This window comes from Bacteroides sp. Marseille-P8574, from assembly GCF_902825465.1.
Classification (GTDB): Bacteria; Bacteroidota; Bacteroidia; order Bacteroidales; family Bacteroidaceae; genus Bacteroides; species Bacteroides uniformis.
This window is the reverse complement of sequence record NZ_CADEBE010000002.1, coordinates 538,675-563,618: the sequence shown is the minus strand read 5'-3', so window position 1 is coordinate 563,618 and position 24,944 is coordinate 538,675. Positions and strand designations below refer to the sequence as shown.

The window sequence follows — 24,944 nt, the reverse complement described above, 5'->3', positions numbered from 1 at the left end:
GCCATGAAACGAAGCATCATAACAACGGACGGTAACGGCAACATCATCATGCCGACCGACATTAGCGCAACCGCCATGAGCGAATGGGAACTTTGCGACCTGTTCGGAGTAACCGCCCCGACATTCCGTGCAGGGCTGAAGGCTCTTTGCAAGAGCGGAGTTTTAAGGGAATACGGGATAAGGCGAAGCATACGGGTATCCGATAATTGCTGTATGGAGGTTTACAACCTTGAAGCGATAGTTACCCTCGCTTTCCATATCGGCACATTCGGAGCGGAACGGGTACGCAATGCCGTTCTTGAAAGACTGTACCTGCGAAAAGAGAAAACAAGCATCTTCTTCTCGCTGAATACCAACGGTATATCCAAATCCGAATACTTCTCGTAGCTGAATGCCTAACATAATTCACTCGGTAAGTCAGTAATTCATTAAGTCAGTACGACAGAACGACAGACGCTCTGATTTTTTCTCCCGAAAAGCGTAATCCGACATTCGCTTTTCGGGAGTTTTTCCGTTTGCACAACCCGTTTCCTGTCCCAAACCATTGAAAGTTTTTGTTTCGGGGGCTATTTGTCACCATTCTGCTGTGTTTTGCATAACAACCTATCCGATAATTGATTATATTTTTGTAGCTGGTAATTTTCAAACTTAAAACCATTTGATTATGTCAGCTATCGAACAACAGGACAGCCACAGACCGCCATCGGATGGCGGCATGGCAAAGGAAGAATTTATCCGTGTCGGAACAACGCTCTACAAGATTGTGGAGCAACCGAGACTGAACGGAGGGTATGTGAAGAAACGCATCGCATGGAACAACGAGACCCTGCGACAGGATTACGGCAAGGATTACATCGGCAGCGTTCCCAAATATGACGGCTTCTGCACCGTACCCGAACACATCGGCTACCGTTCCGTGGTAGGCAAGTTCCTTAACCTCTACGAACCGATAGACCATGTACCCCGACAAGGGGATTTCCCCTCTATCCGTTCATTGCTGCATCACATCTTCGGGGAACAATACGAGTTGGGGATGGACTATCTGCAACTGCTCTACCTGCAACCGATTCAGAAGTTGCCTATCCTGCTGTTGGTGTCGGAAGAACGCAACACGGGCAAAAGCACCTTCCTGAACTTTCTGAAAGCCCTTTTTCAGAACAATGTGACTTTCAACACCAACGAGGATTTCCGCAGCCGGTTCAATTCCGACTGGGCTGGCAAGTTGCTTATCGTGGTGGATGAGGTGCTACTCAACCGCAGGGAGGATAGCGAGCGGTTGAAGAACCTCAGCACCACACTTTCCTATAAGGTGGAAGCCAAAGGCAAAGACCGTGACGAGATTGCGTTCTTCGCCAAATTCGTGCTGTGTTCCAACAACGAGTATCTACCCGTAATCATAGACGCAGGGGAAACACGCTATTGGGTGCGCAAGATAGACCGCTTGCAGTCCGATGATACCGACTTCCTGCAAAAGCTGAAAGCGGAGATACCCGCTTTTCTTCATTTTCTGCAACACAGACAGCTATCCACCAATAAGGAAAGCCGGATGTGGTTCAACCCCACATTGCTGCATACAGAAGCCTTGCAGAAGATTATCCGCAGCAACCGTAACCGGTTGGAGATAGAGATGCACGAACTTGTCCTTGACATCATGGACAGTGTCGGCACGGATACATTCTCTTTCTGTTACAGTGACATTCTTCTTTTGCTGGTACACTCACAGGTAAAGGTGGAGAAACACCAAGTCCGAAAAGTGTTGCAGGAATGTTGGAAACTGACTCCTGCGCCAAACGGACTGACTTATACCACCTACCTGTTTAACTGCAATCGGGAGTGTCGGTATGAGCCGATAAGGAGAGTGGGACGCTTCTACACCGTCACAAGGGAGCAACTTGAATCCTTGTAACATTATCATTTTTCTGTTGAATTGTTGAATATGGGTATAAATACACTGACAATAAACGATATACATTCTCAACAAAATCTCAACAAGCCAAAAGAGAAGTTGAGAGACCACCGACACCCGTTTGTGAATTTCTCTTTTGGTGAGTGGTTTGTTGAGAAGATGTTGAGAGGTTACGAGGCTGTATATAAATATATTACATTGACAATTCATCAAATCAACAAATTTTCATCAACTTCAAAACCGTATGTAATATGACAATCCAAGATGTAAAGCAAATCAAACTGGCAGACTATCTGCAAAGTCTGGGCTATACGCCTGTAAAGCAACAAGGCAAGAACCTGTGGTATAAATCACCGCTACGGGAAGAAACGGACGCATCGTTCAAGGTAAACACTGAGCTTGAAAAATGGTATGACTTCGGCATCGGCAAAGGCGGAAACATCCTCGCATTGGCAGCGGAACTTTACTATTCGGAAGATGTAGCCTATCTGCTGAAACGCATAGAGGAGCGGACAGCATACATCCGCCCTGCATCGTTCTCTTTTGGCAGACAGCATTCCGACAATCAGCCTTATCAGGGATTAAGGGTTGGTGAGTTGTCCTCTCCTGCACTTATTGCCTATCTGCAAGAAAGGGGAATAAACATCGGACTTGCCAAAAGAGAATGCAGGGAGCTTCGGTTTATGAATGCCGACAAACCCTATTTTGCCATCGGCTTTCCGAACATGGCAGGAGGATATGAAGTGCGCAACAGATACTTCAAGGGATGTGTCGCCCCGAAAGACATCACCCATATCCGACAGCAGGACGGACAACGATGTATGTGTTACCTGTTCGAGGGGTTCATGGATTACCTCTCATTCCTTACCATCCGAGTAAGAAACAATCCGCAACACCCGCGATTGGACACACAGGACTATGTCATACTGAACTCCGTTTCCAATCTTGCGAAAGCGGAAAGCTTATTGGAAACCTACACCCAAATCGGCTGTTTCCTTGACAACGACACGGCTGGACGGAGCACCTGCAAGAAGCTGAAAGAGAAGTTCGGGGAACGGATGCTTGACAAGTCAATGTACTATCGTGATTATAAGGACTTAAACGACTATCTGTGCGGTAAGCCCTTGTCCCAATCGGCAGAGCCGATAAAGGAGAAGAAGCAAGTCCAATCCGAAAGGCGGATGATGCAGCCACCGAAAAAGAAAGGGGGATTTCATCTGTAATATGCACGTCCGCTCTCCCAAGGTATTTAGACAGAAATACCATAGCTCAATAGGGCGTTTTCTTCACGCATTACTCCGTAACGCTAAAAACGCCCTATTGAGCCAAAGGGAAATCCCTTTGGAAACCCTGTGCAAACGAGAGCAGAAGCCAAACTCGTTTGGATTATGCCGAGTGCAGTAAGGGTTCATTTGCATAATAAACCCTGTGAGCCGATGCCACAGGCAGAGAGAAGAAACATAACGATAACCGCAAAATAGAAATAAAATGGGATATTTTTCATTGGACATTAAGAAAGCAAAGGGTACATCGGACACCACGCAGTCCGACCATATAGAGAGAAAGATAATACCTAAAAATGCAGACCCGACAAGAACACATCTGAACAGGGTGCTTGTCGAATACCCTGATGGCGTTCACGGCAGGGATGAAGCGATTGCCCACAGGCTGAACACGGCAGGCATCAGACGGAAAATCACACACGACCAAGTCCGTGTCGTTCGGGTGGTCTTGTCGGGTACGCACGAGGACATGATGAACATACAGGAAAAAGGAGAACTCGATGAATGGTGCAGCGACAGCATCCAATGGCTGCAAGCCACATTCGGCAAAGACAATGTGGTTGCCGCACATCTGCACATGGACGAGAAGACTCCGCACATCCACGCAGCCGTTGTTCCCGTCGTGACGGGTGAAAGGCGCAAAGCCAAGAAAGAACAGGCTGATGGCAAGCGCAAGTACCGCAAGAAAACAAATTCCGTCCGTTTGTGTGCCGACGACCTGTTCAACCGCCAGACCTTGGTCGCCTACCACGACAATTACGCAAGGGTGATGGCGAAATACGGATTGCAGCGTGGGGTACGGGGTTCGGAAGCACGGCACACCACCACCATGCAGTATTATAGAGACTTGAAAAAGAAGAATGAAGTCCTCGAAACTGAAACCAGACTGTTGCAAGAGAAGAAGACCGAAGCGCAGGAGGAACTAAAGCAGATGAAAGCGGAAATCCGTACCGACAAGCTCAAAAGCGCAGCCGCCGATACGGCAACCGCCCTTGCAAGCAGTGTGGGTTCTCTTTTCGGAAGTGGAAAGATGAAATCGTTGGAACGCAGGAACGAGGACTTGCAAGACCGCATCCTTGAACTTGAAGACGAAGCCCGACAACGGGAACGGCAACAAGCCAAGCAGATACAGGAGATAAGAAACGCTTACGAGCAACAGCACCGCAAGCTGTCGGAGTTTGTGGATTTTGTCAGACGCTACTTTCCGTATGTGGAGAAGCTGATGCCCGTGATAAGTTTCCTGCGTGAACGTTTGGGTTTTAATGACGGGATAATCAGAAGACTGTGCGAGTTCAAGGAGGTCGGGATAAAAGGTGAACTCTATTCTTCCGAGTTTAACCGAAGTTTTGATACCCGACATTCCGTCTGCTCCATCAGACAGGATGAAAACGGTAAATTCGATTTCAAGATAGACGGGGTTTCTCACGTGAACTGGTTCAGAAAGAAGATGAATGAGTTCAGAGAAGCCATCGGAATACCGAAGCCAAGACAGAATAGAAGTATGAAACTGTAAATCAAAAAAATCCGTGATAGTAGAATGGTATATCACGGATTTTTCATACTTTTGTATTGGATTGAGGCAACTCTTTCCAAGACATACGAAAAAGAAGAAGCGGTATGCTTATCTTGTAGAACGGAAACCTGAGAAATTTCTGAATTGTGTACAAGGGTAGCATAGTGGTTCTCACGCTATAGCGTGGGCTGCTATTACTACATCTGTACACAGGGTTTTCTCAGGACCTCCGAACTAAGACGTAGCATTGCAGTGCCACGCTTGAACCGAAGTATGTTTTTTATCAATCTGATATACAGTTATAATCTATTATTTTCTTGTATATTTGATACCCAATAGTTCCCAGACGTATATTTGTTGAGAAGGACTACTAAAATTATATAGTAACAGAATACTGCTATTTCGAGGATAGTAATACATAGAATAAGTTTATGCTGATTTTGTTAATCTATGTATAACTAACCTAATGTCAGATATTGTTTTTCTAACTTTTGTTTCATGCTCTTTCAAAAATTGTTGGGATATTACAAAATTCGCTTCTTGCATGTCACCATCTGTAAGCCATTTCCAATATGACGTTGCTAAATTTTGTATTGAATTTTTATCGTTTAGAAATTTAGGAAAAGATTCTTTGATTTCTTCTAGTATCATATCAGAAATGACATCTCCTCTGTGAAATGTCATTCTAATATCGGTTTTTGCATCGTCTAGGGATATTTCACCTTTACTAAGCTGTTCTAAAATAGACATATTCCTACTATATACATCGCAAAGTTCCATTAAATCTTTGGATATTATATCGCGAGCCACATTCCTTTTATTTAGCGAATTACCTAAATATACAACAGCAATTGTTAATGCAGTTGTAATAATGAGCATTAACGCATCAATAATATTTATCTCATAGTTTATACATCCTCTAATAAAGGATAAAATTACTAGAGTTACAACTATTCCTATTGCAGCTCCACTAGCATATTTAAGTAGTTCTTTCATTACCTGTCTCTTTTGGTTGGATGTTCTATTTCCGTTATGATACGTTTTTTTCTAATTTCACTTTCATTAGAAATAAAATCAATTGTAGAAAGAACAACTTCACTTCCCATTTCTAGAGAAAGTTTACCAAAAGCCCCTGATACAAATGAAGATGGATATCCCCACACTCCATCCAAATTAATTATGAGTTTTACTTTATTTCTTACTGCTTCTTCAAATTTGGGTTTTAACAATACCTCAAAAAACTCTTCGCCAGAATGTGGTCCGTCTTTACGATATCGAGCTCCTGGAGAGTCAGAGAAATCAGCCTTTATGTCTATGATAATATCTTCCATATTACTTTTTCTATGTTCAACAATCAAACCAAATTAAATACAAAGATACCACATTTAATGGTCTAAACCGTTATTATGTTTATTAAAAATACTATATGTCTTTGTTTGTTGTATCTCCGTTTGTTAATTCCCAAAACAGCATAGTACCAGAAAAGTTGTGTTCGAGAGCTTCTGCTGTCTTATCTTTTAAGTTTATTTTCACATCATTGCTTATTATATAGGCTCGTGCAAAATATTGAGAATTGCTATTGACAGCTATTTGTGGAATCCCCTTTCCTCTAATTTTATTGTCTACTTTTTCTCGTGATTTAATTTTGCCGTCAAGAAGATCGGGCACTAAATCAGTATTATTTTCCAAGCCTATAACTCTCTTGATTTTTTTAAATACCTGTACAGGGATACTATCAAATATACCAACACCTAAATCTATAAATGTATACATCGTGTGCCCATTAGGGGCGTTATAAGTATATAACCACCATTTGAATTGATTTGCATTTGAATTATTGCTTGCGTGATTATTGGTATTTGACATTGCTTCTATTAGCATTTCATATAGATCTGGGAAAGGTTTATTACTTCCAAACACATGTTTTGTTCCTAGTATACATGCGTTTTTTGCTATATCTGATTGCACTTGATAATTGCTTTCTTGATGGAACAAATTAGTATCACTTTTGTGTGCAGATTTTAAAACCTTTGTTGCTTTTACATGATTATAAAAGCCAGACTCTGTAAATAATTTAAGAAGTTCTGGATCTGTAGGTGCATTTCCCCTAATGCGTCCTCTTTTTCCTAAAAACGACTCATCATTAGCACATGCGGCAAGTAATGCTATTGCATCTGAAGATAAAGCTGTTATATGTGACAAATCACATTGAACCTTTTCCTTATTATGCAATAACGATTTGCATTTTATGAAATATTCTAGAATTTCATTTGTATTATCTATGAATGAAAAGTTTTTAGGAACCTCTAGTTCTACATAAGCTTTACGTTCCCATTTCAGTTGTTCCACAAGTCCTCTTCGTCTATTTTCAAGACGATGCCTACGGCGCAACTTGTAACTTTTGCTTTGACGCTTCATTGTGCGCCTCATTCGTTTGAGTTGATAACGCCGTCTTTTAATCTCTTTTTTGGTTTTATAATTCACGAAATTACAATTTAACGATAATGTTATAATTTATTAAACGCTGTTCTATAAGTGCATTATTTTACCATATCCACTTTGGGGCATTTAGTTATTTATACTACAAAAGTATAAAAATAATCCGGACCATTGAATATAATTCACTATATTTGCATTATAAAATTGCATCTAAGAATGAAACTAAATAAGATAAAGGCAGTTTTGTCGGACAAAGGCATTTCTCAGACGTGGTTGGCAAAAAAACTGGATAAGAGTTTTAGTATGGTTAATGCCTATGCTTGCAACAGAATCCAACCTAACTTGGAGACACTGCAACAAATAGCAGAGATTCTTCAAGTTGACTTAAAAGATCTGATAACAGATAAGGATGAACGAGAATGATATTCTGTGGGCATGTGTTATCTTTTTGGCGTATAACTTCTGATAATGCAGAAATATAGGAACGACTATGACTCCGGAAGAAAAAGCTAGGCAAAAGATAGATCTGTGGTTTGCCGAAGCAGGTTGGAAGGTAATCAATAGAGAAGATTATGAACCGACTTGCACGGCTGTCGCAATAAGGGAAGGGTTGCTAAAAGGTAATCTTGAGGCAGATTATTTCCTTTTCATTAACGGAAAGGCTATTGGTGTGCTTGAAGCTAAAAGAGAAGAAATAGATCCTTTTTCCAACAATGTTTGCGAACAGGCTGTATTATATGCTAAAAGTGTTCCCCATATCTATCAGGCATATCAGAAGCCATTGCCGTTTATCTTTACTTCAAATGGCAAAGAACTGTTTTTCTGTGATTTTCGCGAACAAAAGCAAAGTTTTAAACAGATAATGGCTATCCCTACTCCTTATGAGTTGGTCAAGCAGTTAGGAATAAGTGATTATTTCGCAGGACTTCCCTCTTTGCAGAAAAAAGGATTACGTGATTGTCAGTATGAGGCAGTTACTGAACTGGAAAAAAGTTTCAGGAGTGGGCAGAATCGCGCCTTGATGGTTTTGGCTACAGGTGCAGGTAAAACATATACAGCATGTCTTGCTGCATATCGTCTTCTTTCATATACTCCAATGAGAAGAGTGTTATTTCTTGTGGACAGAAATAACCTCGGGAAACAGGCAGAGGGAGAATTTGGTACTTTTCGGCTAACAGAAAATGGAGATGCATTCAATACAATATTTACAGTGAATCGTCTTCGTTCCTCTTCTATACCATCTGATAGTAATGTCGTTATTTCAACAATACAGCGTCTTTTTTCTTTTCTGAGAGGAGATACTATTGAGGATAATGACAATGATGATGATAATGAGCCTACAGAAGAAGTTGTATTACCTCCTAATCCCAATTTACCACATGATTATTTTGATTTGATTATCATAGATGAGTGTCACCGCTCCATTTATGGGAATTGGCGTAAGGTATTGGAATATTTTGATACAGCCAGGCTTGTTGGATTGACAGCTACACCAATTCCTGAAACAATGGCATTCTTTAACAATAATCGCATAGTCAACTACACATTGGAGAAAAGTATCGTTGATGGTGTAAATGTAGATTGCCGTGTATATCGAATCAAAACTCAGGTTACAGAAAATGGCGGCGCTATATTAGAAGGAGAAAAAATCAAAGAAGAAACGCGATATACCGGAGATGTAAAAACCATTTCCAATAAAGAAACGAAGACATATACCAATAAAGAACTAAACAGAAGTGTCATTAACCCTGCGCAAATAAAACTTATTCTCTCCACTTATCGCGATGTCGTCTATACCGAGTTGTTCAATGATCCACAACGAGAAGCAAATTTTGACTATCTGCCAAAGACTTTGATCTTTGCTCTAAATGAGACTCATGCCAGCAATATCGTACAGATAGCTAAAGAGGTATTTGGACATACAGATGACCGTTTCGTGCAAAAAATAACTTATTCCGCGGGCGATAGTAATGAATTGATACGTCAGTTCCGGAATGATAAGGATTTCAGAATTGCCGTAACTTGCACATTGGTAGCAACTGGTACAGATGTTAAGCCTCTTGAAGTATTGATTTTCATGCGTGATGTAGAATCTTTACCGCTCTATATACAGATGAAAGGACGTGGTGTACGCACAATTGGAGATGAGCAGTTACGGAATGTTACCCCAAATGCGTTTAGTAAAGATTGTTTCTATTTGATAGATGCCGTAGGTGTTACTGAACACGAGAAAACAATACCTACGATAACTGATGAGCTGACTACAAAGATTATTACTCTTAAAGAGCTGTTGGAACAGATTACCCATGGTTACCTTCCTGACGAGCATCTGAAACGTCTTGCTGCAACACTTTCCAGAATATACAACAAAGCTGACAATTCACAGCGAACTGAGTTCATACGTTTAGCAAATGACGACATGAAAGAACTTGCTTCAAGGATTTACGAAGCATTTGAAAACAATATTCTGCCGCCATTCATAAGTACTAAAGAGCCTAATAACGAACGGAAAGGTTTAGTAGCTCCGCTTGCAAATCATGCAGATGCGCGTCGATATCTGCTTATTCTTGCTGCCGGGTTTGTCAACACACTAATGCCTGGTGAAGACACGCTTATATCTAAAGGTTTTTCAATAGAAGAAGCTAAAAGTACCACAGAAGCCTTTGAAGATTTTTGCAAAGAACATAGTGATGAAATAGAAGCTCTACGTATAATTTATAATAATGAAGGTGAGCCAATTACCTATTCAATGCTAAAAGATTTGGAAAACAAACTCAAGATGGCTAACAATCATTTTACTTCCAAGCAATTATGGAACTCATATGCCATTTTGAATCCAAATAGCGTTCGACGTTCTTCTACAAAAGAGGAGAGCGATGCTTTGACTAATATCATACAGCTTGTACGTTTTGCTTTACGCCAGATTGAGCGGTTAGATAGTGTTGTTTCCACTTCTAAACAGTATTTCAATCTATGGTTAGGACAAAACCAGCGCGAAATAACAGATAAACAACGTGAAGTTATCAGTCGTATTGTAGATTATATTGCTTCCAACGGAGCTTGTACAATCAAAGAGATTCGTGAAGATGATGCAACTCAGGCAGCACAGATGATCCGTGCCTTTGGCAATATGCAGAAAGCTAACGAAGCTTTACAGTCTCTATATACATTTGTAGTTTTAAGAAAAGCAGCATAATAATGACAACCATACAAATAATAGATAGGATAAGATTAAATCGAACTGGTTTGCAAACAAAAGATGCTGATGGGCGATGGGTCAATGTACATAAGCAACAAGGGGATTTAGATGGCGCATGTTCTATTTATTCCCTTGTGATGGCAATGCTATGCCAAGGGATGATTGAAGAGCAAGATATTCAACTATATAAATTCCCCGATAGGCGTACTCCTAAAGGCAAATTCTTATACTATTTTTTCTATGAACAAGGTTTTATTCAAAATGGTTATAACTATACAGCATTAGCACGTGAAATCAATGAACAGCCATTTGAAATTAGGGCAATACACAAAAGGCCAAGATCTAATGATGATAGGATTGAATTGATAAGGCAATTCGTAAGCCAGAATACTCCAGTTATAATCTCGACAGAATTCAATGATGGTGCACATGCTTTATTGGCTATAGGAATAGAAAGCGATGAAAATGACATCATAACTAAAATTTTCTGTCTTGACCCTGGAGCTACATCTCCAAAAGTATCCCCGTGGAATTGTTTTATTGATGTGTCAAAAGAAGGCAAATCGCAATATCCATTCTATTATGTAACTGAAATAAATACTTATAAAGTCACATTAGATGACATGCTTATAATAGAGCATAAAAATTTTGATTAAAATTATGGCAGCAAATAATACAACAGAGCAATCGCTCACCAAAAAAGTTTGGAATCTGGCAACAACCCTTGCCGGACAAGGTATCGGCTTTACTGACTATATCACACAGCTTACCTATCTTTTATTTTTGAAGATGGATGCTGAGAATGTAGAAATGTTTGGAGAAGAATCAGCAATACCATCTGGTTATCAATGGAGTGATTTAATATCTCTTGACGGTCTGGATTTAGTAAAGCAATACGAAGATACTCTGAAACAGCTGAGTGAACAGGAAAACCTTATCGGTACAATTTATACAAAAGCACAAAACAAGATTGACAAGCCAGTCTATTTAAAAAAAGTCATTACCATGATTGATGAGGAACAATGGCTGATCATGGATGGAGACGTGAAAGGTGCTATCTACGAAAGCATCCTTGAGAAGAATGGACAGGACAAGAAAAGTGGTGCCGGTCAGTATTTTACTCCACGCCCGCTCATCAAAGCAATGGTAGATTGCATAGCTCCACAAATTGGAGAAACAGTTTGTGACCCGGCCTGCGGCACCGGAGGTTTTCTCTTGACTGCATATGATTACATGAAAGAACAGTCTGCCAGTAAGGAAAAACGTGATTTCTTGCGTAACAAGGCACTGCATGGTGTAGATAACACACCATTGGTCGTAACGCTTGCTTCCATGAACCTATATTTGCATGGTGTGGGAACAGACCGAAGTCCGATTGTTTGTGAGGATTCATTGGAGAAGGAACCATCCACCCTTGTAGATGTAATACTTGCCAATCCTCCTTTCGGCACCAGACCGGCAGGTTCTGTGGATATTAACCGTCCGGATTTCTATGTAGAAACGAAGAACAATCAGTTGAACTTTCTTCAACACATGATGCTGATGCTCAAAACCGGAGGTCGTGCAGCCGTAGTATTACCAGACAATGTCCTTTTTGAAGGTGGTGCTGGAGAAACAATTCGCAAGAAGTTACTCTCAGACTTCAACTTACACACGATACTTCGTTTGCCTACAGGTATTTTCTATGCACAAGGTGTAAAAGCAAATGTATTGTTCTTTTCCAAAGGTCAACCAACAAAAGAGATTTGGTTCTATGATTATCGTACTGACATCAAACATACGCTTGCTACTAATAAATTAGAGAGACATCATTTGGATGATTTTGTCACATGCTATAATGCAGGAAACTTAAAAGGACGCAAAGAGATATATGATGCAGACAATAATCCTCAAGGGCGTTGGCGTAAATATCCTGTAGATGATATTCTCACTCGTGACAAGACAAGCCTTGATATAACCTGGATAAAACAAGGAGGAGAGTCTGATGACCGCTCCTTGGCAGAATTGATGGCTGACATAAAAGAGAAAAGTAAAACTATTAGCTCAGCAGTTGCAGAACTTGAGAAGCTGCTTGCAAACATAAATGAAGATTAAGCATATGAAGAATAATGACATCGCAAAATCAATAGAACAACAATTCGGAGAAATCATAGATATTATTCTCCAACATAAAAGTAATGCTTCAAGAGCCGTCAATGAAGAGTTGCTACTCACAGCATGGCATGTAGGTGGATATGTATCTGCTAAACTGAAGAGCGAAGAATGGGGAAGTAAGGTTGTTTCTCAATTGTCCGAATACATACGTTCGCAATATCCCGACATCAAAGGATATAGCAAAAGAAGCATATACAATATGGTAATGTTTTATGATGAGTATTCATCAGAAACGTTCATAGCAACAATAAGCCAATATTTGAATACTGAATTTGTGCAGCCAAAAACTGCACAAATTGAAGCAAGAAATCATACACAGGGAACCACTGTAATTGTGCAACCGTTGGCTGCACAATTTGTCCAGCCAGCAATTGGACAAATGCCTAAAATATTGGAGTTAACGACCTTGACTAATCATATAGAAATATTATGCCGATGTAAAAGCAACGAAGAACGGTTGTTTTATATACTCTATGCCAATAAAGAGCATTTAGTAAAACGAGAGCTCCAACGTTGCATTTCTAACCAAACTTATGCAGGATTATTAGGAAGCAAGGACAATATGTCAAAAGGATTACTGGAAAGATATCCTAATGCGCCAGTCATGTTCAAAGACACCCTGTTCGTAGATTTTCTCAACCTGCCGAAAAAGCATAGCGAATCAAAATTAAGAAACGGTTTAGTAGAACACATGAAACAGTTTATTCTTGAACTGGGAAAAGACTTTATATTCATGGATCAGGAATATCGCCTTAATATTGGTGCATCTACATTCAAGGCTGATTTACTGTTCTTTCATCGCGGCTTACAGGCATTGGTCGCTGTAGAATTAAAAAAGACAAAGTTTCATCCTCGCGACCTCGGACAGTTGGAGTTTTATCTGGAAGCACTCGACCGGGATGTAAAACGCTCCAACGAAAATCCGTCTATCGGTATTATTCTTTGCCCTGAAGCAGACCGGGTAGTAGTAGAGTACGCTATGAGCCGGAGCATGAGTCCTACGATGATTGCTGAATACAAACGCATACTCATTCCACAAGAACGCATGCAGCAGCAACTGAATGAGTTCTGCAATCTATTCTTAAACAAAGACTAACCCAAATGGATACAAAAAAATTACGTCAAAAAATATTAGACCTCGCCATTCGCGGTAAACTTGTTCCTCAAGATCCGAATGACGAACCGGCATCCGTATTACTTGAACGCATCAAAGCAGAGAAAGAACGTCTAATAAAAGAGGGGAAAATAAAGCGTAGTAAGAAAACAAATAATGCTTCTGATACTCCCCATTATGAGAACGTTCCGTTTGAGGTACCAAAGGGATGGGTATGGACAACATTGGGAAGTATTAGCAACTATGGAACAAGTATAAACGTTCAAGTTGGAGACATTGATAGTAATGAATGGATCTTAGAACTTGAAGATATAGAAAAAGATACGGCAAAGATAATTCAACATCTTAGCAAAAAAGAACGATTTCTAAATGGAACTCGCCATAAATTCCAAAAAGGGGATATTCTTTATTCAAAACTACGTACATATCTCAATAAAGTATTGGTTGCTTCTAATGGTGGATTTTGTTCAACGGAAATAATGCCTTTTGGAACTTATGGTGTATTATCAAATGAATATATATGCCATGTGTTGCGTTCTAATCATTTTCTTGATTATACATTACGATGCGGATACGGTGTAAAAATGCCGAGACTTAGTACAAACGATGCTTGTAAAGGAATGATACCACTTCCTCCTCTTGCAGAACAACAACGCATTGTAACCGAAATAGAAAAATGGTTTTCTCTGATTGACCAAATAGAGCAAGGGAAAGATGATTTGCACAGTATTGTCAAGCAAACTAAAAGCAAAATCCTCGATCTCGCCATTCACGGGGAACTCGTGCCGCAAGATCCGAACGACGAACCAGCCATTGAGTTATTGAAACGCATAAATCCTAGCTTCACACCTTGTGATAACGGGCATTATCCCGTTGGTTGGATTGATGTAATTCTAGGAGATATATTCTATCATAATACGGGAAAGGCTCTTAACTCATCAAACAAAGAAGGTGTATTGAGAAACTATCTTACAACATCCAATGTGTATTGGAATCAGTTTGACTTGTCTCTTGTTAAACAAATGCCTTTTAGGGATAATGAGTTAGAAAAATGTACTGTTCAAAAGGGTGACTTACTTGTATGTGAAGGCGGAGATGTTGGCCGTTCTGCAATATGGAATTTTGATTACAATATCTGCATTCAGAATCACATTCATAGATTGCGTCCTAAAGGAGATTTGAATGTCTCATTTTATTATTATGTTTTACGGTTCTTGAAAAAACATAATCGGATAGGAGGTAAAGGCATTGGATTGCTAGGGTTGTCGTCCAATGAATTGCATAAAATAGGAATGCCATTACCGCCACGAAAAGAACAAGATAGAATAGTGTTAAAGATTGAAGAGCTGTTTTCCGTTCTTGATAACATTCAAAATGCCTTAGAAGCGTGATAAGATGCGCTTCTAAGGCTACGTTATTACCAATTTACTACCTTATCGACAATTTTCTGCTGTTCGCTGGCGGTGCGGCGCAGGTAGATGCGAGTGGTTTCTATGCTTTCATGTCCCATAAGGTCGGCCAATAAAGCAAGGTCGTTGAAACGGTCAAGGAAATTCTTGGCGAAACGGTGACGAAAAGAATGAGGATAAACAACATCACGGTTCAATCCATATTTATCGGCAAAATGCTTTAACTGTTGGGCAATACCGCGTGTCGTTATGCGCTGCCCAAAACGGTTGAGAAAGAGATAGCCGCTCGTGATACCTTTTCTTTTCAGCCATAATGAAGCTTCACTCCGCAAGTTTTTGGGAATGTATAAACGGCGCACTTTGCCACCTTTGCTGTAAAGGTCGAGATAACCCAGTTTCACGTGTTCAACCTTTATGTGCAACAACTCGCTTACCCGTGCACCTGTCGCCGCCATGAACCATACTACGAAATACCAATCCTCGTAACCGTCAGCCTTCAACTGAGCTTTCAGAAACTTGTAATCGGCATCGCTGATGACATTCTCTAAGAAGTTCTTTTGTTGCACTTTGACAAACTTCACTTTCAGCCTGTCGTGCTTGGTAAACTCCAGATACTTGTTGATGCCTTGCAAACGGAGATTGACGGTCTGCGGTTTGAAGTTTTCCACCAGATAGCCCTTATAGGTCAACAGGTTTTTCTTGTTCACTTCTCCATAGTGACTGAGAAAGTAGTTCACCGTCCACACATACGATGCTACGGTGTTCTTTGCCAAATTCGTTTTGGCAAGATAGTCTTTGAATCTTGTTATCATATACATTTATTTTTGATGAATACGATAACAATATAAAGCGCAACCTAACGGGCATTATCCGCAGTTGCCTGACGGGTGGTGCAAATGCCGATTAGAGGACATAGTTGAATACGAACAACCACAAGCCTATATAGTCAATTCAACTGATTATGACGACAGATATTTAACCCCTGTTTTAACGGCAGGGAAGTCTTTTGTAATAGGATATACCAACGAAACAGAAGGCATTTATCAGAATACGCCCTGTATCATTTTTGATGACTTCACCACAGATTCTAAACTCGTTGATTTTCCATTCAAGGTGAAATCATCTGCTATGAAAATCTTAAAAGTAGCAGATGATATAGAAATTGAATATGTTGCTATGTTTATGAACATAACACGGCTCATTGGTGACACTCATAAGCGTTATTGGATTTCAGAATACTCTAAACTTTGCATACCAATACCACCAAAAGAAGAACAAAAGCGTATAATCAATGCAGCAAACGCAATGTTTGAAAAACTTGATGCAATAATTGAGAGTTTATAAATTCTCCATTATTGCATCCAATTTACTATGCATTGAATTTATCACAGTTACAATTCTTACTTGTTCATCATAAGGTGGTACGGGTACTTCTATTGCCTTAAATAGCTTCTTATCCAGATGAGGTATTGCCGAACCTACTTTGTTTTCACGCAATGCTTTACGATGCAGGTTTATAACGTGTAAGATGTACTCTGCAAGCATATTTTCATTGATATGTAGTTGCTTGAATGTGCTGCCTTGATAACCTTCAATCGGCGTTCTGAACACTTCACCAGAGTTTTCTCCATCAACCAAAATCAATAGGCTATTGGCTGCTACATATCGCCCATTTGTCAGTGTCTTAAAGTCACGTTCTCCTCTTAGATATTTTACATCAAGATTTGGCATTCCCTTACCGTCAAGTTTCTCTCCATCCGTCAAAGAACATAGCATTTGCATGGGAACTATTGTCCAACTATCAGGCAACTGCGGATAATGCCCGTTATCACAAGGTGTGAAGCTAGGATTTATGCGTTTCAATAACTCAATGGCTGGTTCGTCGTTCGGATCTTGCGGCACGAGTTCCCCGTGAATGGCGAGATCGAGGATTTTGCTTTTAGTTTGCTTGACAATACTGTGCAAATCATCTTTCCCTTGCTCTATTTGGTCAATCAGAGAAAACCATTTTTCTATTTCGGTTACAATGCGTTGTTGTTCTGCAAGAGGAGGAAGTGGAAATGATAAATCCGACAAAACTCCGATATATAATTCTTTTTGATTGGTACTTCCCGCAAGATTATCTTCCAAGTACTCTTGTATAAGTTTAGATGAGATATAAGCAAAAACAAATTCAGATTTAATCTCGCTAGCTGTCCTTATAACAGAAACATGAGAATCAGGCACAACAAAAGGATAATGTTTCAAATAACTTTCGTGAAAAAGTCGAGTTCGCCCAACTGTCCCTGTTCCTGTTGAATTAACAAGCACATCTCCGGTTTTTAGTTTGTATTCCTCACTCCATTTACAAATTGTAGATGGATCTAAGAAACGTGCTTGTTCTAAAGATATACCACCTTCTTTTAGATTACATTTTTGAGCAAATACAGGATAAGTTTTATCTGAATCTGAATACTTTGGTGATTTACCTCTAGATAAGAATAAACATATTTCTCCAAGAGTTGTCCACGCCCAATTATCTGGCACCTCAAACGGAACGTTCTCATAATGGGGAGTATGTACAGATAATTCTGTTAAAGAGTGTGTTAAAACTATTACCATAACACACTTCGAATGAGCTATCATCATCTTCTATGCTTATTTTTCTGTTCACCCCACGGAAGGTCAGACGATGAGCCACCAGATCCAGTTCCAATGTGAACCTCCGCCGGTCCTCCGGCGGCAAGGGTAAAAGCTGTACCCAATAGCTCAGTCTGTTTTCCATTTACCTGCTCCTGCGGATCGAATACAGCATTGACAAACTCCTCGTCCGTGATCTGGCCGTTGAAATGTCTTTGGGCCACATCATAGTCTATCTGGAATTTGATGTTATCAAAAAGTTCATCACCGACCCGTGTCCAGATGTGAAGCGACGGATTCCGATAGTTTGAGACATTGACACGTACAAGCTCGGCACCGGACGAGAGGCTGTAACGCTGGGGATTGGCCTTGCGGTCGAGCAAACTTATCTGTTTCCTCTGTCTATCTATGATTGCATCCTTCTCCTTGAATTGCCGTTCTGCTGCTTCCGCCTGATGAATGGCCTTGTCTATTTCTTTTTGATAGCCGTTTCGTAACTTTCCGATTTCTGATTTATGTTGTTCCTGCAACCGTGCCTTTTCTGCCTGAAGTTCCTTAATCTGTTTATTGAGTTCGGCAATCAGTCCATCTTTGTCAGCCAGTTCCTTTTTCGCCTTGGAAAGGTCCCCCTTGCCGAACCACGCGAGGATGGTGTTCCTGCCTTCTTGCGCCTTCTCCACATCGGCCTGTAACTTGGCTATATCCTCTTCATATTGTATTACCTGCTGCCTGTAATATTCCGAGTTCGCCTGATGCTTGGCGGTAGATCCGACAATCCCACGCTGCAACCCGAACGGTTTCATGGCCTTAGCATAGTTGTTCTGGTATTCATGTAATTTGGTACGACGCATCACATCGTCTGCCGACAGGCGGGGTCCGGACTTCGTTTCATATTTCTTTTCGCCTTCCCGCTTCCTGCGGATACGCTCACCGGTTACAATGGGTACGACTGTGGCGTGCAGGTGTGGGGTCTTCTCGTCCATATGCAGCACGCAGGACACAAGGTTGTCATCACCAAAGGTTTCCTTTAGCCATTTGAGATTGGCATCGATCCAACTGTCCAGTTTGCCGCCATTGGTAATTTCCATCATCTGCTCATGCGTTCCGGTCAGCATTACACGTATTGCCTTTGTCTGGTTCTTGCTGACTTTGCGGCGCAGCCCGGCAGTCTCGATACGGTGCTGTATCGCCTCGGTGCGATTGGACACGCCATCGGGAAATCTGACCAACTCACGGTTGAGATGTGTCCGGTCCGCATCGGCATTAACCGGCACATAAATCTTTCCCTTGGCATCCTTTCTTTCTATATGGCATGACATTCCACTGTCATTGCCGCTGCCACGCTGCAGGTGGCAGACAGCGTATTGTGTATTACTCATATCTGTTCGTTATTTTATTGTTATTCTTGTTGTAAAATCCCGTCAGACTGCCGGAGGCATACCCGCGAGCCTGAGGAGTGCCCCGGCTTATGGGCTTTTTGACTGCCGGACGCGAAGCGGAGACGGTGAAAATGCCCTAATAAGCTACGGGATTTTACAACCCCATTTTCACGGGACAGCAAGCTGTCCATTGCTCCTCTTTCATTCCGTTTTTTCTGCATCCACCAGTTCGAGTCCGAAGGTGTCGATGAAGGTCTGCAACGCTGGATTGCGTTGTATCATCCTCGCGAGAATCATCTGTGGCGTATCCTCCATCAGCAGAAAGTCGGCGATGTCTAGTCCCCGACTACGCTGTTCATCGGTCGCCATCTTTTCCAGCAGGTCGGAACAGGTGACACGCCTGCAGATAGTCTCCAGCATCGGCAGCCGTTGCCGCCATTCTTCGGTTGCCTTGAGATCTGGGAAAAGAATCACTTCGCGTTCTTTCAACACCTGCATGGCCTCACTGTTGAAACAGCCGTGCATTCCCCCGGTGGCAAGCCATACAAAATCAGGGATGAACATGGCGGCAACCAGTGCCGTCTTCTCGCTTTCGACAATGGCTACAGGCTTGGCTGACATGGCAGCGGAAGTGTCCGAAAGCAGATGCTCACCGAACAGGCACTGCTTCATGTGGAAGTCCGGCACTTTTCTTACAGAATGGACCCAGTTGACTTGATTGAAAGGTTCTTTAATCCGGTGCCCGGTTACGGCATCGTAGCCCATAATCTTGCCTGCACGCACGTTACCCCTGACATCTATCTGCCAAAACACGGTCGAACCGTTCCACATCCTTGACGTGCCGACTTTGTAAACATGGAACAACCTGCCGGCTTCCTCCTTTCCCGCCACTTTGGTGAAGTAACGGTACAAAGGGTTGATGCCGTACCCGCGCATGGATTGCTCCACCCAATCATAGGGAAGATAAGAAATCTCCGGTTCTTGTTCTGTTGGCGGTTGTTTGGTAGCATACCTTACTGCCGTAAATGCTCTGCTGTTCATTTTATGGCCAGCCGATGTTTCCCTTGCTGACGGATTGTCCCGGAAGTATTCTTTCGGGGAATAGTGATAGCCACAACTGTTGATGTGGTCACATTTACCCACGTACCCTGGGAAAGAAATCTCTCCCACCTCGTCGATATAACGGGTAAAGCAGGACTTCCTTCCGCACCCCGGACAGACGGTCTTGCTGCCCGGTTTGTATTTCTGTAGATGGAATCTATATTCGTTCATAATGTTGTCGGTTATGTGTTTCTGCAAATGAATACCACCATTTGCAGTTTGCAGTTCTTGCAGTCCTGCAGGAATTTCCCCTTTTCAGTCCTCGAAACTGCAAAACTGCAAAGACTGCAGGCTGCAACAAGAGATCATCCGTTGCAGTTTCGTGGGGATGATTCATTATTGCTTTCATTGGATTTGTCAGATTTATCATACATGATTTTCTCGTAATGCCCGGCTTTTGATTTCCGGAGAAGCCTGCTGCGGCATAACTCCTTCAGGTAATTCATGACAGTTCGCTCACTGACGCACTGCCGTTCCTTTCCAACGGTTATTGCTGTTTTTGTATCAAAGGTATCAGGTAACATCGACAGTAACATCTTTGGAGGATCTTCACAGGTGTCATTCGCCACGAAAGAACGGATACGCATGTATGATTCCTCAAAATAGTCGTTCAGCCGTATGGCGGCTTTCACCGATGATACATCTATAAACTGCAGGTGACTTTCACCGGACGCGTGGCGCAAAACCTGAATTATCAATGCCAGACGGGCTACATGGGCCGGATGTTTCATTTCCCGGCTGTCCACCTCGGCATCATCCTCTATCCGGTTGATACGCTCCACCTTCCTGTTCCACCAGGAGAAGAAGTATTCCCTGGCCTCCCTGTCCATGGACAGCACGTGGGGTATTTTTTCTTCCGCTTCGGTGTCATAGTCCAACGCAAGGACCTTGTTCAATATATTCTCCCAACGGACTGCAGCGAGGGATGTCCTTTCCCCATCGTCGTCCCGGTTTTTCCAGGATGAAAGCTTGGGGGATTTGGGCATCACGAACAGGATACGGTCAAGCAGCCCGTTTTCCTCGAAACCTTTTTTCAGAAGCTCGTGTACACGCTTAGTTTGCGTGGTTCCGATGATGTTTATGCATGGATGCTCGATGTGTACAGGAACAGGGGAGTTTACCCTGGTAACATCCAAAGCCCCGCCACTCCATGCAGTCAGAAGCTGTTCTATGAGCTGCCCGTTCGTGTAACGGTTGGCGGAATTGAACATGCCCATGATCTCGTCCACCAGAATGACCACGCTTCTCGGGTTATTGTGGTGGGTCAGTAAAAGCGACTCGGGAGTGAAATCCGAGACTACAGTGCGTTTCAGGACAGGTTTCTTCCCGTTTTCTCCCGCGGCTTTCCATGCCTCCATTTCTGTCTCGTACACCTTGAAAAGGGCATAGTCACGTTTTCGGATCGGGCGATATGCGGCCTCCAGCGGTGGGGTCTTGCCCAGTCCGGGTCTGCCTACCAGAATGACGTACAACGCTCCGCTGCTCTGCCAGTCTCCTTTGATGCGGATACGGTATGCGCCTCCCAGGGCCGCGGATACAGCCGACAACATGGCCGTAGCGATAAACTCGATCTTGTAGTTCTCGTATGTGGCCATATCGAGTATGACAGACTGCACGGCCTGGGGCAGGACCTCCAGCGGGAATCCCGTTCTTTCAATATCCTCCGCCTCCATGCGGATTCTGTTACACAGTTCTAGCCTGCCGGTTGCCATATCACACATTTTTTCTCTTGCAATAGGATGTTACACTCTCGGACTTGTTGCCTGTCTGTACCCGGCGTACATCAGATTTGGCATACATGTTCTTGTTACCGACCTTGACCGGTACGAGATAGCCTCGTTTCGCCCACAGGTTGAGCGTGCCCTCGCACACGTTCAGCAACTCACGGACCTGTTTTGTATTGAGATAAGTCTCCTCCGCTTCACGCAGTATCGCGGCTCTCTGTTCTTCCTGTTGCGCCATGATGGTACGCTGCACGATGGATTCAGCGAACATTTTAAGGTCAGCGGGAGTAACTTCCAGTTTCACGTTCGCTCCTTGCTCGACCAGACTCTCTATGGTAATCATAAATATCAGTTTTGAAGTTTGTGATGACCATCTTCAAAAGTTCCCTGGTGCCCCGCTTCCGATGGCTTATAAAAGAGAAGCACCGCCAGCCCTCGGGAAAGGATTGACGGTGCAAATGTATGTGTAAATTAAAAGTGGTTGATATATAATGATTTGTCTTAAATTGTCATGACAATATAAGTCCGTGTGACAACGTGAAAAGGTTATAATTAGCCTTATTTCTCTGCAATGGCCATCGTGCCTGTACCTGGGATATTACTGATAGCCTGTGCCAATTTCTGGAACAGTTCCCGGTTCTCGTCACTCTCTATCAGGGGTGCCATCTGGTCTTTGCCGTCCTTGATCACATGTTTTGCCGTTCTCAGGAACCCGACCGACTGCCGTATGGCGCTCTCGCTTTTCAATGACGGCAAATCCGTGAACTGCAATGTCAGCCCCATGCTGTACTCCTTGGCTGTATGCATACCGGCAACCAGACCGAGCTCCTTCAATACATAGAACGGTAATGCCTGATGAATGGCACTTGTATTGACGGAAATAAAGTCGCGGATATGATGTAATACAACTTTCTTGTTCTCGTGATCAAGATAATCGGCGAGTGGCCGTTCCTGGATTTTTTTCTTTCCGGCCACGCGTTGTACAACAGGCCCCCTGACGCTGTCTTCGGTCCGGGTTGTAATCGTATCCCTGCTTTCTTCATCGGTTTCCATGTCAGCCGTGATGGCCTGCAAGGCCCATTCGCCGACATGGCCTTTTTCAATGGCGTTGTTCATGGCAAAATACCTGTCCCAGTCTGCCCGGGTTCGGAAACCGTTCTTGATGGATACGTTTATTATCTGCTTGACTACAAGGGAACAGCCCAGCCTGTCAGCATTGTCAGCTTTCGGATTCTTCATCTGTTTCTCTATCATGGAAACCATCGCTTCGAAGCTCTTTCCATAATACAGCCAGCTCAACACGAGCGGTGCCGAAAGGGTGACACCCGGCTTGGAAGATTTGCCGCTAAAAAAGGACTTTATCCTGCCCCATAATGTGACCGGTGGAATGTTGTCGGGCAGAGGATTGTTTTCCTCCCTCTGTTTCGTGTACAGCTCCACGATCTGCCCGGGTACCGCGTTCTCCGCGAACTGCATGTTTATATTTGCAAGGCCATCCGTGCTGTCATCGTTCCAGGACAATTCCCATTCCCGCCTGATACTGGGAAGTTGCCTGAATATGGCTTTGCAGATGGCAAGATACTGCCTCTCGTCACCGTTTGTCATCAGGCGCGAGAAGCGGTTGTATTCTTCACGGTGCGTGTTCTTCCACTGGAGAATATCCTCCTTGAATTGTTCGTATGTCAACTTCTGCTCGTCCATATTCATATTGCATTATCGGTGGATATAAAAGGATAAAAGGATAGATGGAAAATAGAAACGGTCAATCCAGAAGGTTTACCAGCTCCTTCTTCATTTCATCGTCTATCTTACGGTACCGGGCAAAGGCACGGCTACCCTCAGAGTGCCCGGACATGGAGGCAATCAGGTTCGGGTCCTTGACCTGCTTGTACAGGTTCCCGATGAAAGTCTTCCTCGCCGTGTGGGTGGTGGCCACCTCGTACAATGGTCTTGCCACATCCTCGCGCGTCTTCGGGTCGAGCACCCTGACCATACGGTCGATTCCCACGTATTTGAGAATCTCCTTTATTTTCTTGTTGTAGCCGAAATGCGAGAATCTCGGAAGCAGCGCTTCTTCCAGGTCTTTGTACCTTTCCAGTATATCCAAGGCCTTTTGGTTAAGCGGGACCCGTACCGTGCCCGCATGTTCCAGCTTGGTCTTTTGGGGAATGTACTCCACGCAACCGTCCACGATATTCGCCTTGGTCAGCCGGTTCAAGTCACTGACACGGCAACCGATCAGGCACTGGAACATGAAGATGTCACGATAGACCGGATAGTTGGCACCCATGCCGTTTAAGTCGGCATAGTACACCTTGTCCCGTTCTTCAAGCGTCAGGTAGAACGGGTCACCGTACATGGGCTGCGCGATCTGGTACTGGTCGAAAGGATTATTTCGTGTAAGGCCACGTTTGATGCACCATTTGATGACGGTGCGAATGCGGTACAGGCTTCCTGACATGCTGTTCTCGGAACGTACCTGCTCGACATTGCGGCGGACCTCGTTCTGGTAAAACACGGGATACATGTCAACATACTTGTGCTCCTCCTGCAACCAGAATTTGAAATCTCTTATGTCATCTGCCGTGATGGAGTCAATGCAAAGATGGAAGCCCCTCTGGTGCATGACCTCATGGCGGAAACGCTCGTAACGGAGTACCTTGTTGAGATTGTCAAGATGATGTTTCCGGCTCTCGAACGCGAGCGGGGTCTCGTCAACATATTTTTGTATCTGGTATGACAACAGGTATTCCTCTACCTTGTTGCCGCCCCTTGCATTGATGTTGGGGTGATGGTATTCTTCTATCAGCCCCTTGAGCCAGTTCCCGTCAACTCCACGGCTGTATTCCCTGGTGATCAGGTGGGTGATTTGCTGGATATCCCTGTCGAAAGCGTTCTTCTTCTCTTCCGAGACAAGAGCCACACGTGGTTTGTAGCCTTGCCTCTCCGGACTCCAATGGTTCGGGTTGATGGACAGCTCGCTCGCGGCCTTTATGTCCACACCACCGATATCCCGGACACGGAAATAGACCCGGGCAAGATCTGTCACGTTGTTTTTCGCCGATGTCTTTCTGATAAATGCTGTTACTTTCATGTATATATCC

At 43.0% G+C, this 24,944-nt stretch carries 22 protein-coding genes; 11 read left to right on the top strand and 11 right to left on the bottom strand.

Annotation, left to right across the window (positions count from 1 at the left end; translation table 11 throughout):
- Positions 1-3 precede the first annotated feature (3 nt).
- The 4 genes from HUX74_RS14655 (at position 4) to mobV (HUX74_RS14640) (ending at position 4,702) form a co-directional block, all read left to right on the top strand.
- Positions 4-387: a hypothetical protein gene (locus HUX74_RS14655; RefSeq protein ID WP_174646923.1), complete on the top strand. Its 384-nt coding sequence runs from the start codon at positions 4-6 to the stop codon at positions 385-387.
- A gap of 277 nt (positions 388-664) precedes the next feature.
- Complete coding sequence (locus tag HUX74_RS14650; protein WP_174646922.1) at positions 665-1,906, top strand: primase-helicase family protein; 1,242 nt, start codon at positions 665-667, stop codon at positions 1,904-1,906.
- Between the two features lie 251 nt (positions 1,907-2,157).
- A complete protein-coding gene (locus tag HUX74_RS14645; RefSeq protein ID WP_174646921.1) occupies positions 2,158-3,129 on the top strand; it encodes a toprim domain-containing protein in 972 nt (323 codons plus the stop codon).
- Between the two features lie 265 nt (positions 3,130-3,394).
- Positions 3,395-4,702, top strand: coding sequence for a MobV family relaxase (gene mobV, locus HUX74_RS14640; RefSeq protein ID WP_174646920.1), 1,308 nt, complete (start codon positions 3,395-3,397; stop codon positions 4,700-4,702).
- Between the two features lie 429 nt (positions 4,703-5,131).
- Here mobV (HUX74_RS14640) and HUX74_RS14635 read toward each other — a convergent pair whose 3' ends face one another.
- The 3 genes from HUX74_RS14635 to HUX74_RS14625 form a co-directional block, all read right to left on the bottom strand.
- Entirely contained in the window at positions 5,132-5,698 is a 567-nt protein-coding gene (locus tag HUX74_RS14635) for a hypothetical protein (protein ID WP_117981617.1), read from the bottom strand.
- On the bottom strand, positions 5,698-6,033 hold the full coding sequence (locus HUX74_RS14630) for an STAS-like domain-containing protein (protein ID WP_117981618.1): 336 nt from the start codon (positions 6,031-6,033) through the stop codon (positions 5,698-5,700). The genes HUX74_RS14635 and HUX74_RS14630 overlap by 1 nt, the downstream gene beginning before the upstream one ends.
- Positions 6,034-6,124: 91 nt before the next feature.
- On the bottom strand, positions 6,125-7,051 hold the full coding sequence (locus HUX74_RS14625) for an STAS domain-containing protein (RefSeq protein WP_147338186.1): 927 nt from the start codon (positions 7,049-7,051) through the stop codon (positions 6,125-6,127).
- A gap of 306 nt (positions 7,052-7,357) precedes the next feature.
- On the opposite strand from HUX74_RS14625, the gene HUX74_RS14620 reads away from it, so the two are divergent.
- The 6 genes from HUX74_RS14620 to HUX74_RS14595 all read left to right on the top strand — a co-directional run bounded on the left by HUX74_RS14620 (position 7,358) and on the right by HUX74_RS14595 (position 14,999).
- Positions 7,358-7,564: a helix-turn-helix domain-containing protein gene (locus HUX74_RS14620; RefSeq protein ID WP_117981620.1), complete on the top strand. Its 207-nt coding sequence runs from the start codon at positions 7,358-7,360 to the stop codon at positions 7,562-7,564.
- Between the two features lie 67 nt (positions 7,565-7,631).
- Entirely contained in the window at positions 7,632-10,337 is a 2,706-nt protein-coding gene (locus HUX74_RS14615; protein ID WP_117981621.1) for a DEAD/DEAH box helicase family protein, read from the top strand.
- A 2-nt stretch (positions 10,338-10,339) separates the two neighbouring features.
- Positions 10,340-10,996: a hypothetical protein gene (locus tag HUX74_RS14610; RefSeq protein WP_117981622.1), complete on the top strand. Its 657-nt coding sequence runs from the start codon at positions 10,340-10,342 to the stop codon at positions 10,994-10,996.
- Between the two features lie 4 nt (positions 10,997-11,000).
- Positions 11,001-12,434, top strand: a complete 1,434-nt coding sequence (locus tag HUX74_RS14605) for a class I SAM-dependent DNA methyltransferase (RefSeq protein WP_117981633.1) — start codon at positions 11,001-11,003, stop codon at positions 12,432-12,434.
- 4 nt (positions 12,435-12,438) lie between these two features.
- Positions 12,439-13,590 carry a YhcG family protein gene (locus HUX74_RS14600; protein ID WP_117981634.1) on the top strand — a complete coding sequence of 384 codons (1,152 nt, stop codon included), beginning with the start codon at positions 12,439-12,441 and terminating at the stop codon, positions 13,588-13,590.
- Between the two features lie 5 nt (positions 13,591-13,595).
- Positions 13,596-14,999, top strand: coding sequence for a restriction endonuclease subunit S (locus HUX74_RS14595; protein WP_174646919.1), 1,404 nt, complete (start codon positions 13,596-13,598; stop codon positions 14,997-14,999).
- 26 nt (positions 15,000-15,025) lie between these two features.
- Here the strand turns inward: HUX74_RS14595 and HUX74_RS14590 are convergent, their stop codons facing one another.
- Positions 15,026-15,829, bottom strand: a complete 804-nt coding sequence (locus HUX74_RS14590; protein WP_117981635.1) for a tyrosine-type recombinase/integrase — start codon at positions 15,827-15,829, stop codon at positions 15,026-15,028.
- Positions 15,830-15,893: 64 nt separating this feature from the next.
- Between HUX74_RS14590 and HUX74_RS14585 the strand changes: the two genes are divergently transcribed.
- A complete protein-coding gene (locus HUX74_RS14585) occupies positions 15,894-16,361 on the top strand; it encodes a restriction endonuclease subunit S (RefSeq protein WP_117981624.1) in 468 nt (155 codons plus the stop codon).
- Here the strand turns inward: HUX74_RS14585 and HUX74_RS14580 are convergent.
- From HUX74_RS14580 to HUX74_RS14550, 7 genes are all read right to left on the bottom strand, one after another.
- Complete coding sequence (locus HUX74_RS14580; protein ID WP_254592871.1) at positions 16,356-17,645, bottom strand: restriction endonuclease subunit S; 1,290 nt, start codon at positions 17,643-17,645, stop codon at positions 16,356-16,358. The genes HUX74_RS14585 and HUX74_RS14580 overlap by 6 nt on opposite strands.
- Positions 17,642-19,015: a MobV family relaxase gene (gene mobV, locus HUX74_RS14575; protein ID WP_117981625.1), complete on the bottom strand. Its 1,374-nt coding sequence runs from the start codon at positions 19,013-19,015 to the stop codon at positions 17,642-17,644. Before mobV (HUX74_RS14575) ends, HUX74_RS14580 begins: the two co-directional genes overlap by 4 nt.
- 201 nt (positions 19,016-19,216) lie before the next feature.
- Positions 19,217-20,287, bottom strand: a complete 1,071-nt coding sequence (locus tag HUX74_RS14570; protein WP_117981626.1) for a DUF6371 domain-containing protein — start codon at positions 20,285-20,287, stop codon at positions 19,217-19,219.
- Positions 20,288-20,421: 134 nt separating this feature from the next.
- Positions 20,422-21,837 carry a YfjI family protein gene (locus tag HUX74_RS14565; RefSeq protein WP_117981627.1) on the bottom strand — a complete coding sequence of 472 codons (1,416 nt, stop codon included), beginning with the start codon at positions 21,835-21,837 and terminating at the stop codon, positions 20,422-20,424.
- Positions 21,830-22,183, bottom strand: coding sequence for a helix-turn-helix domain-containing protein (locus tag HUX74_RS14560; protein ID WP_004328966.1), 354 nt, complete (start codon positions 22,181-22,183; stop codon positions 21,830-21,832). Before HUX74_RS14560 ends, HUX74_RS14565 begins: the two co-directional genes overlap by 8 nt.
- Positions 22,184-22,398: 215 nt before the next feature.
- Positions 22,399-23,547: a DUF6043 family protein gene (locus tag HUX74_RS14555; protein WP_117981628.1), complete on the bottom strand. Its 1,149-nt coding sequence runs from the start codon at positions 23,545-23,547 to the stop codon at positions 22,399-22,401.
- Between the two features lie 55 nt (positions 23,548-23,602).
- A complete protein-coding gene (locus HUX74_RS14550) occupies positions 23,603-24,934 on the bottom strand; it encodes a tyrosine-type recombinase/integrase (protein ID WP_021993843.1) in 1,332 nt (443 codons plus the stop codon).
- Positions 24,935-24,944: the final 10 nt, after the last annotated feature.

Bases quoted from the DNA above. Each gene is read 5' to 3' on its own strand.
- HUX74_RS14650 (WP_174646922.1), top strand. From the start codon at position 665: ATGTCAGCTATCGAACAACAGGACAGCCACAGACCGCCATCGGATGGC.
- HUX74_RS14615 (WP_117981621.1), top strand. From the start codon at position 7,632: ATGACTCCGGAAGAAAAAGCTAGGCAAAAGATAGATCTGTGGTTTGCC.
- HUX74_RS14655 (WP_174646923.1), top strand. From the start codon at position 4: ATGAAACGAAGCATCATAACAACGGACGGTAACGGCAACATCATCATG.
- HUX74_RS14620 (WP_117981620.1), top strand. From the start codon at position 7,358: ATGAAACTAAATAAGATAAAGGCAGTTTTGTCGGACAAAGGCATTTCT.
- HUX74_RS14550 (WP_021993843.1), bottom strand. From the start codon at position 24,934: ATGAAAGTAACAGCATTTATCAGAAAGACATCGGCGAAAAACAACGTG.
- HUX74_RS14635 (WP_117981617.1), bottom strand. From the start codon at position 5,698: ATGAAAGAACTACTTAAATATGCTAGTGGAGCTGCAATAGGAATAGTT.
- HUX74_RS14630 (WP_117981618.1), bottom strand. From the start codon at position 6,033: ATGGAAGATATTATCATAGACATAAAGGCTGATTTCTCTGACTCTCCA.
- HUX74_RS14565 (WP_117981627.1), bottom strand. From the start codon at position 21,837: ATGTGTGATATGGCAACCGGCAGGCTAGAACTGTGTAACAGAATCCGC.
- HUX74_RS14595 (WP_174646919.1), top strand. From the start codon at position 13,596: ATGGATACAAAAAAATTACGTCAAAAAATATTAGACCTCGCCATTCGC.
- HUX74_RS14610 (WP_117981622.1), top strand. From the start codon at position 10,340: ATGACAACCATACAAATAATAGATAGGATAAGATTAAATCGAACTGGT.
- HUX74_RS14555 (WP_117981628.1), bottom strand. From the start codon at position 23,547: ATGAATATGGACGAGCAGAAGTTGACATACGAACAATTCAAGGAGGAT.
- HUX74_RS14570 (WP_117981626.1), bottom strand. From the start codon at position 20,287: ATGAACGAATATAGATTCCATCTACAGAAATACAAACCGGGCAGCAAG.
- mobV (WP_174646920.1), top strand. From the start codon at position 3,395: ATGGGATATTTTTCATTGGACATTAAGAAAGCAAAGGGTACATCGGAC.
- HUX74_RS14590 (WP_117981635.1), bottom strand. From the start codon at position 15,829: ATGATAACAAGATTCAAAGACTATCTTGCCAAAACGAATTTGGCAAAG.
- HUX74_RS14645 (WP_174646921.1), top strand. From the start codon at position 2,158: ATGACAATCCAAGATGTAAAGCAAATCAAACTGGCAGACTATCTGCAA.
- HUX74_RS14605 (WP_117981633.1), top strand. From the start codon at position 11,001: ATGGCAGCAAATAATACAACAGAGCAATCGCTCACCAAAAAAGTTTGG.
- HUX74_RS14600 (WP_117981634.1), top strand. From the start codon at position 12,439: ATGAAGAATAATGACATCGCAAAATCAATAGAACAACAATTCGGAGAA.
- HUX74_RS14580 (WP_254592871.1), bottom strand. From the start codon at position 17,645: ATGATGATAGCTCATTCGAAGTGTGTTATGGTAATAGTTTTAACACAC.
- HUX74_RS14560 (WP_004328966.1), bottom strand. From the start codon at position 22,183: ATGATTACCATAGAGAGTCTGGTCGAGCAAGGAGCGAACGTGAAACTG.
- mobV (WP_117981625.1), bottom strand. From the start codon at position 19,015: ATGAGTAATACACAATACGCTGTCTGCCACCTGCAGCGTGGCAGCGGC.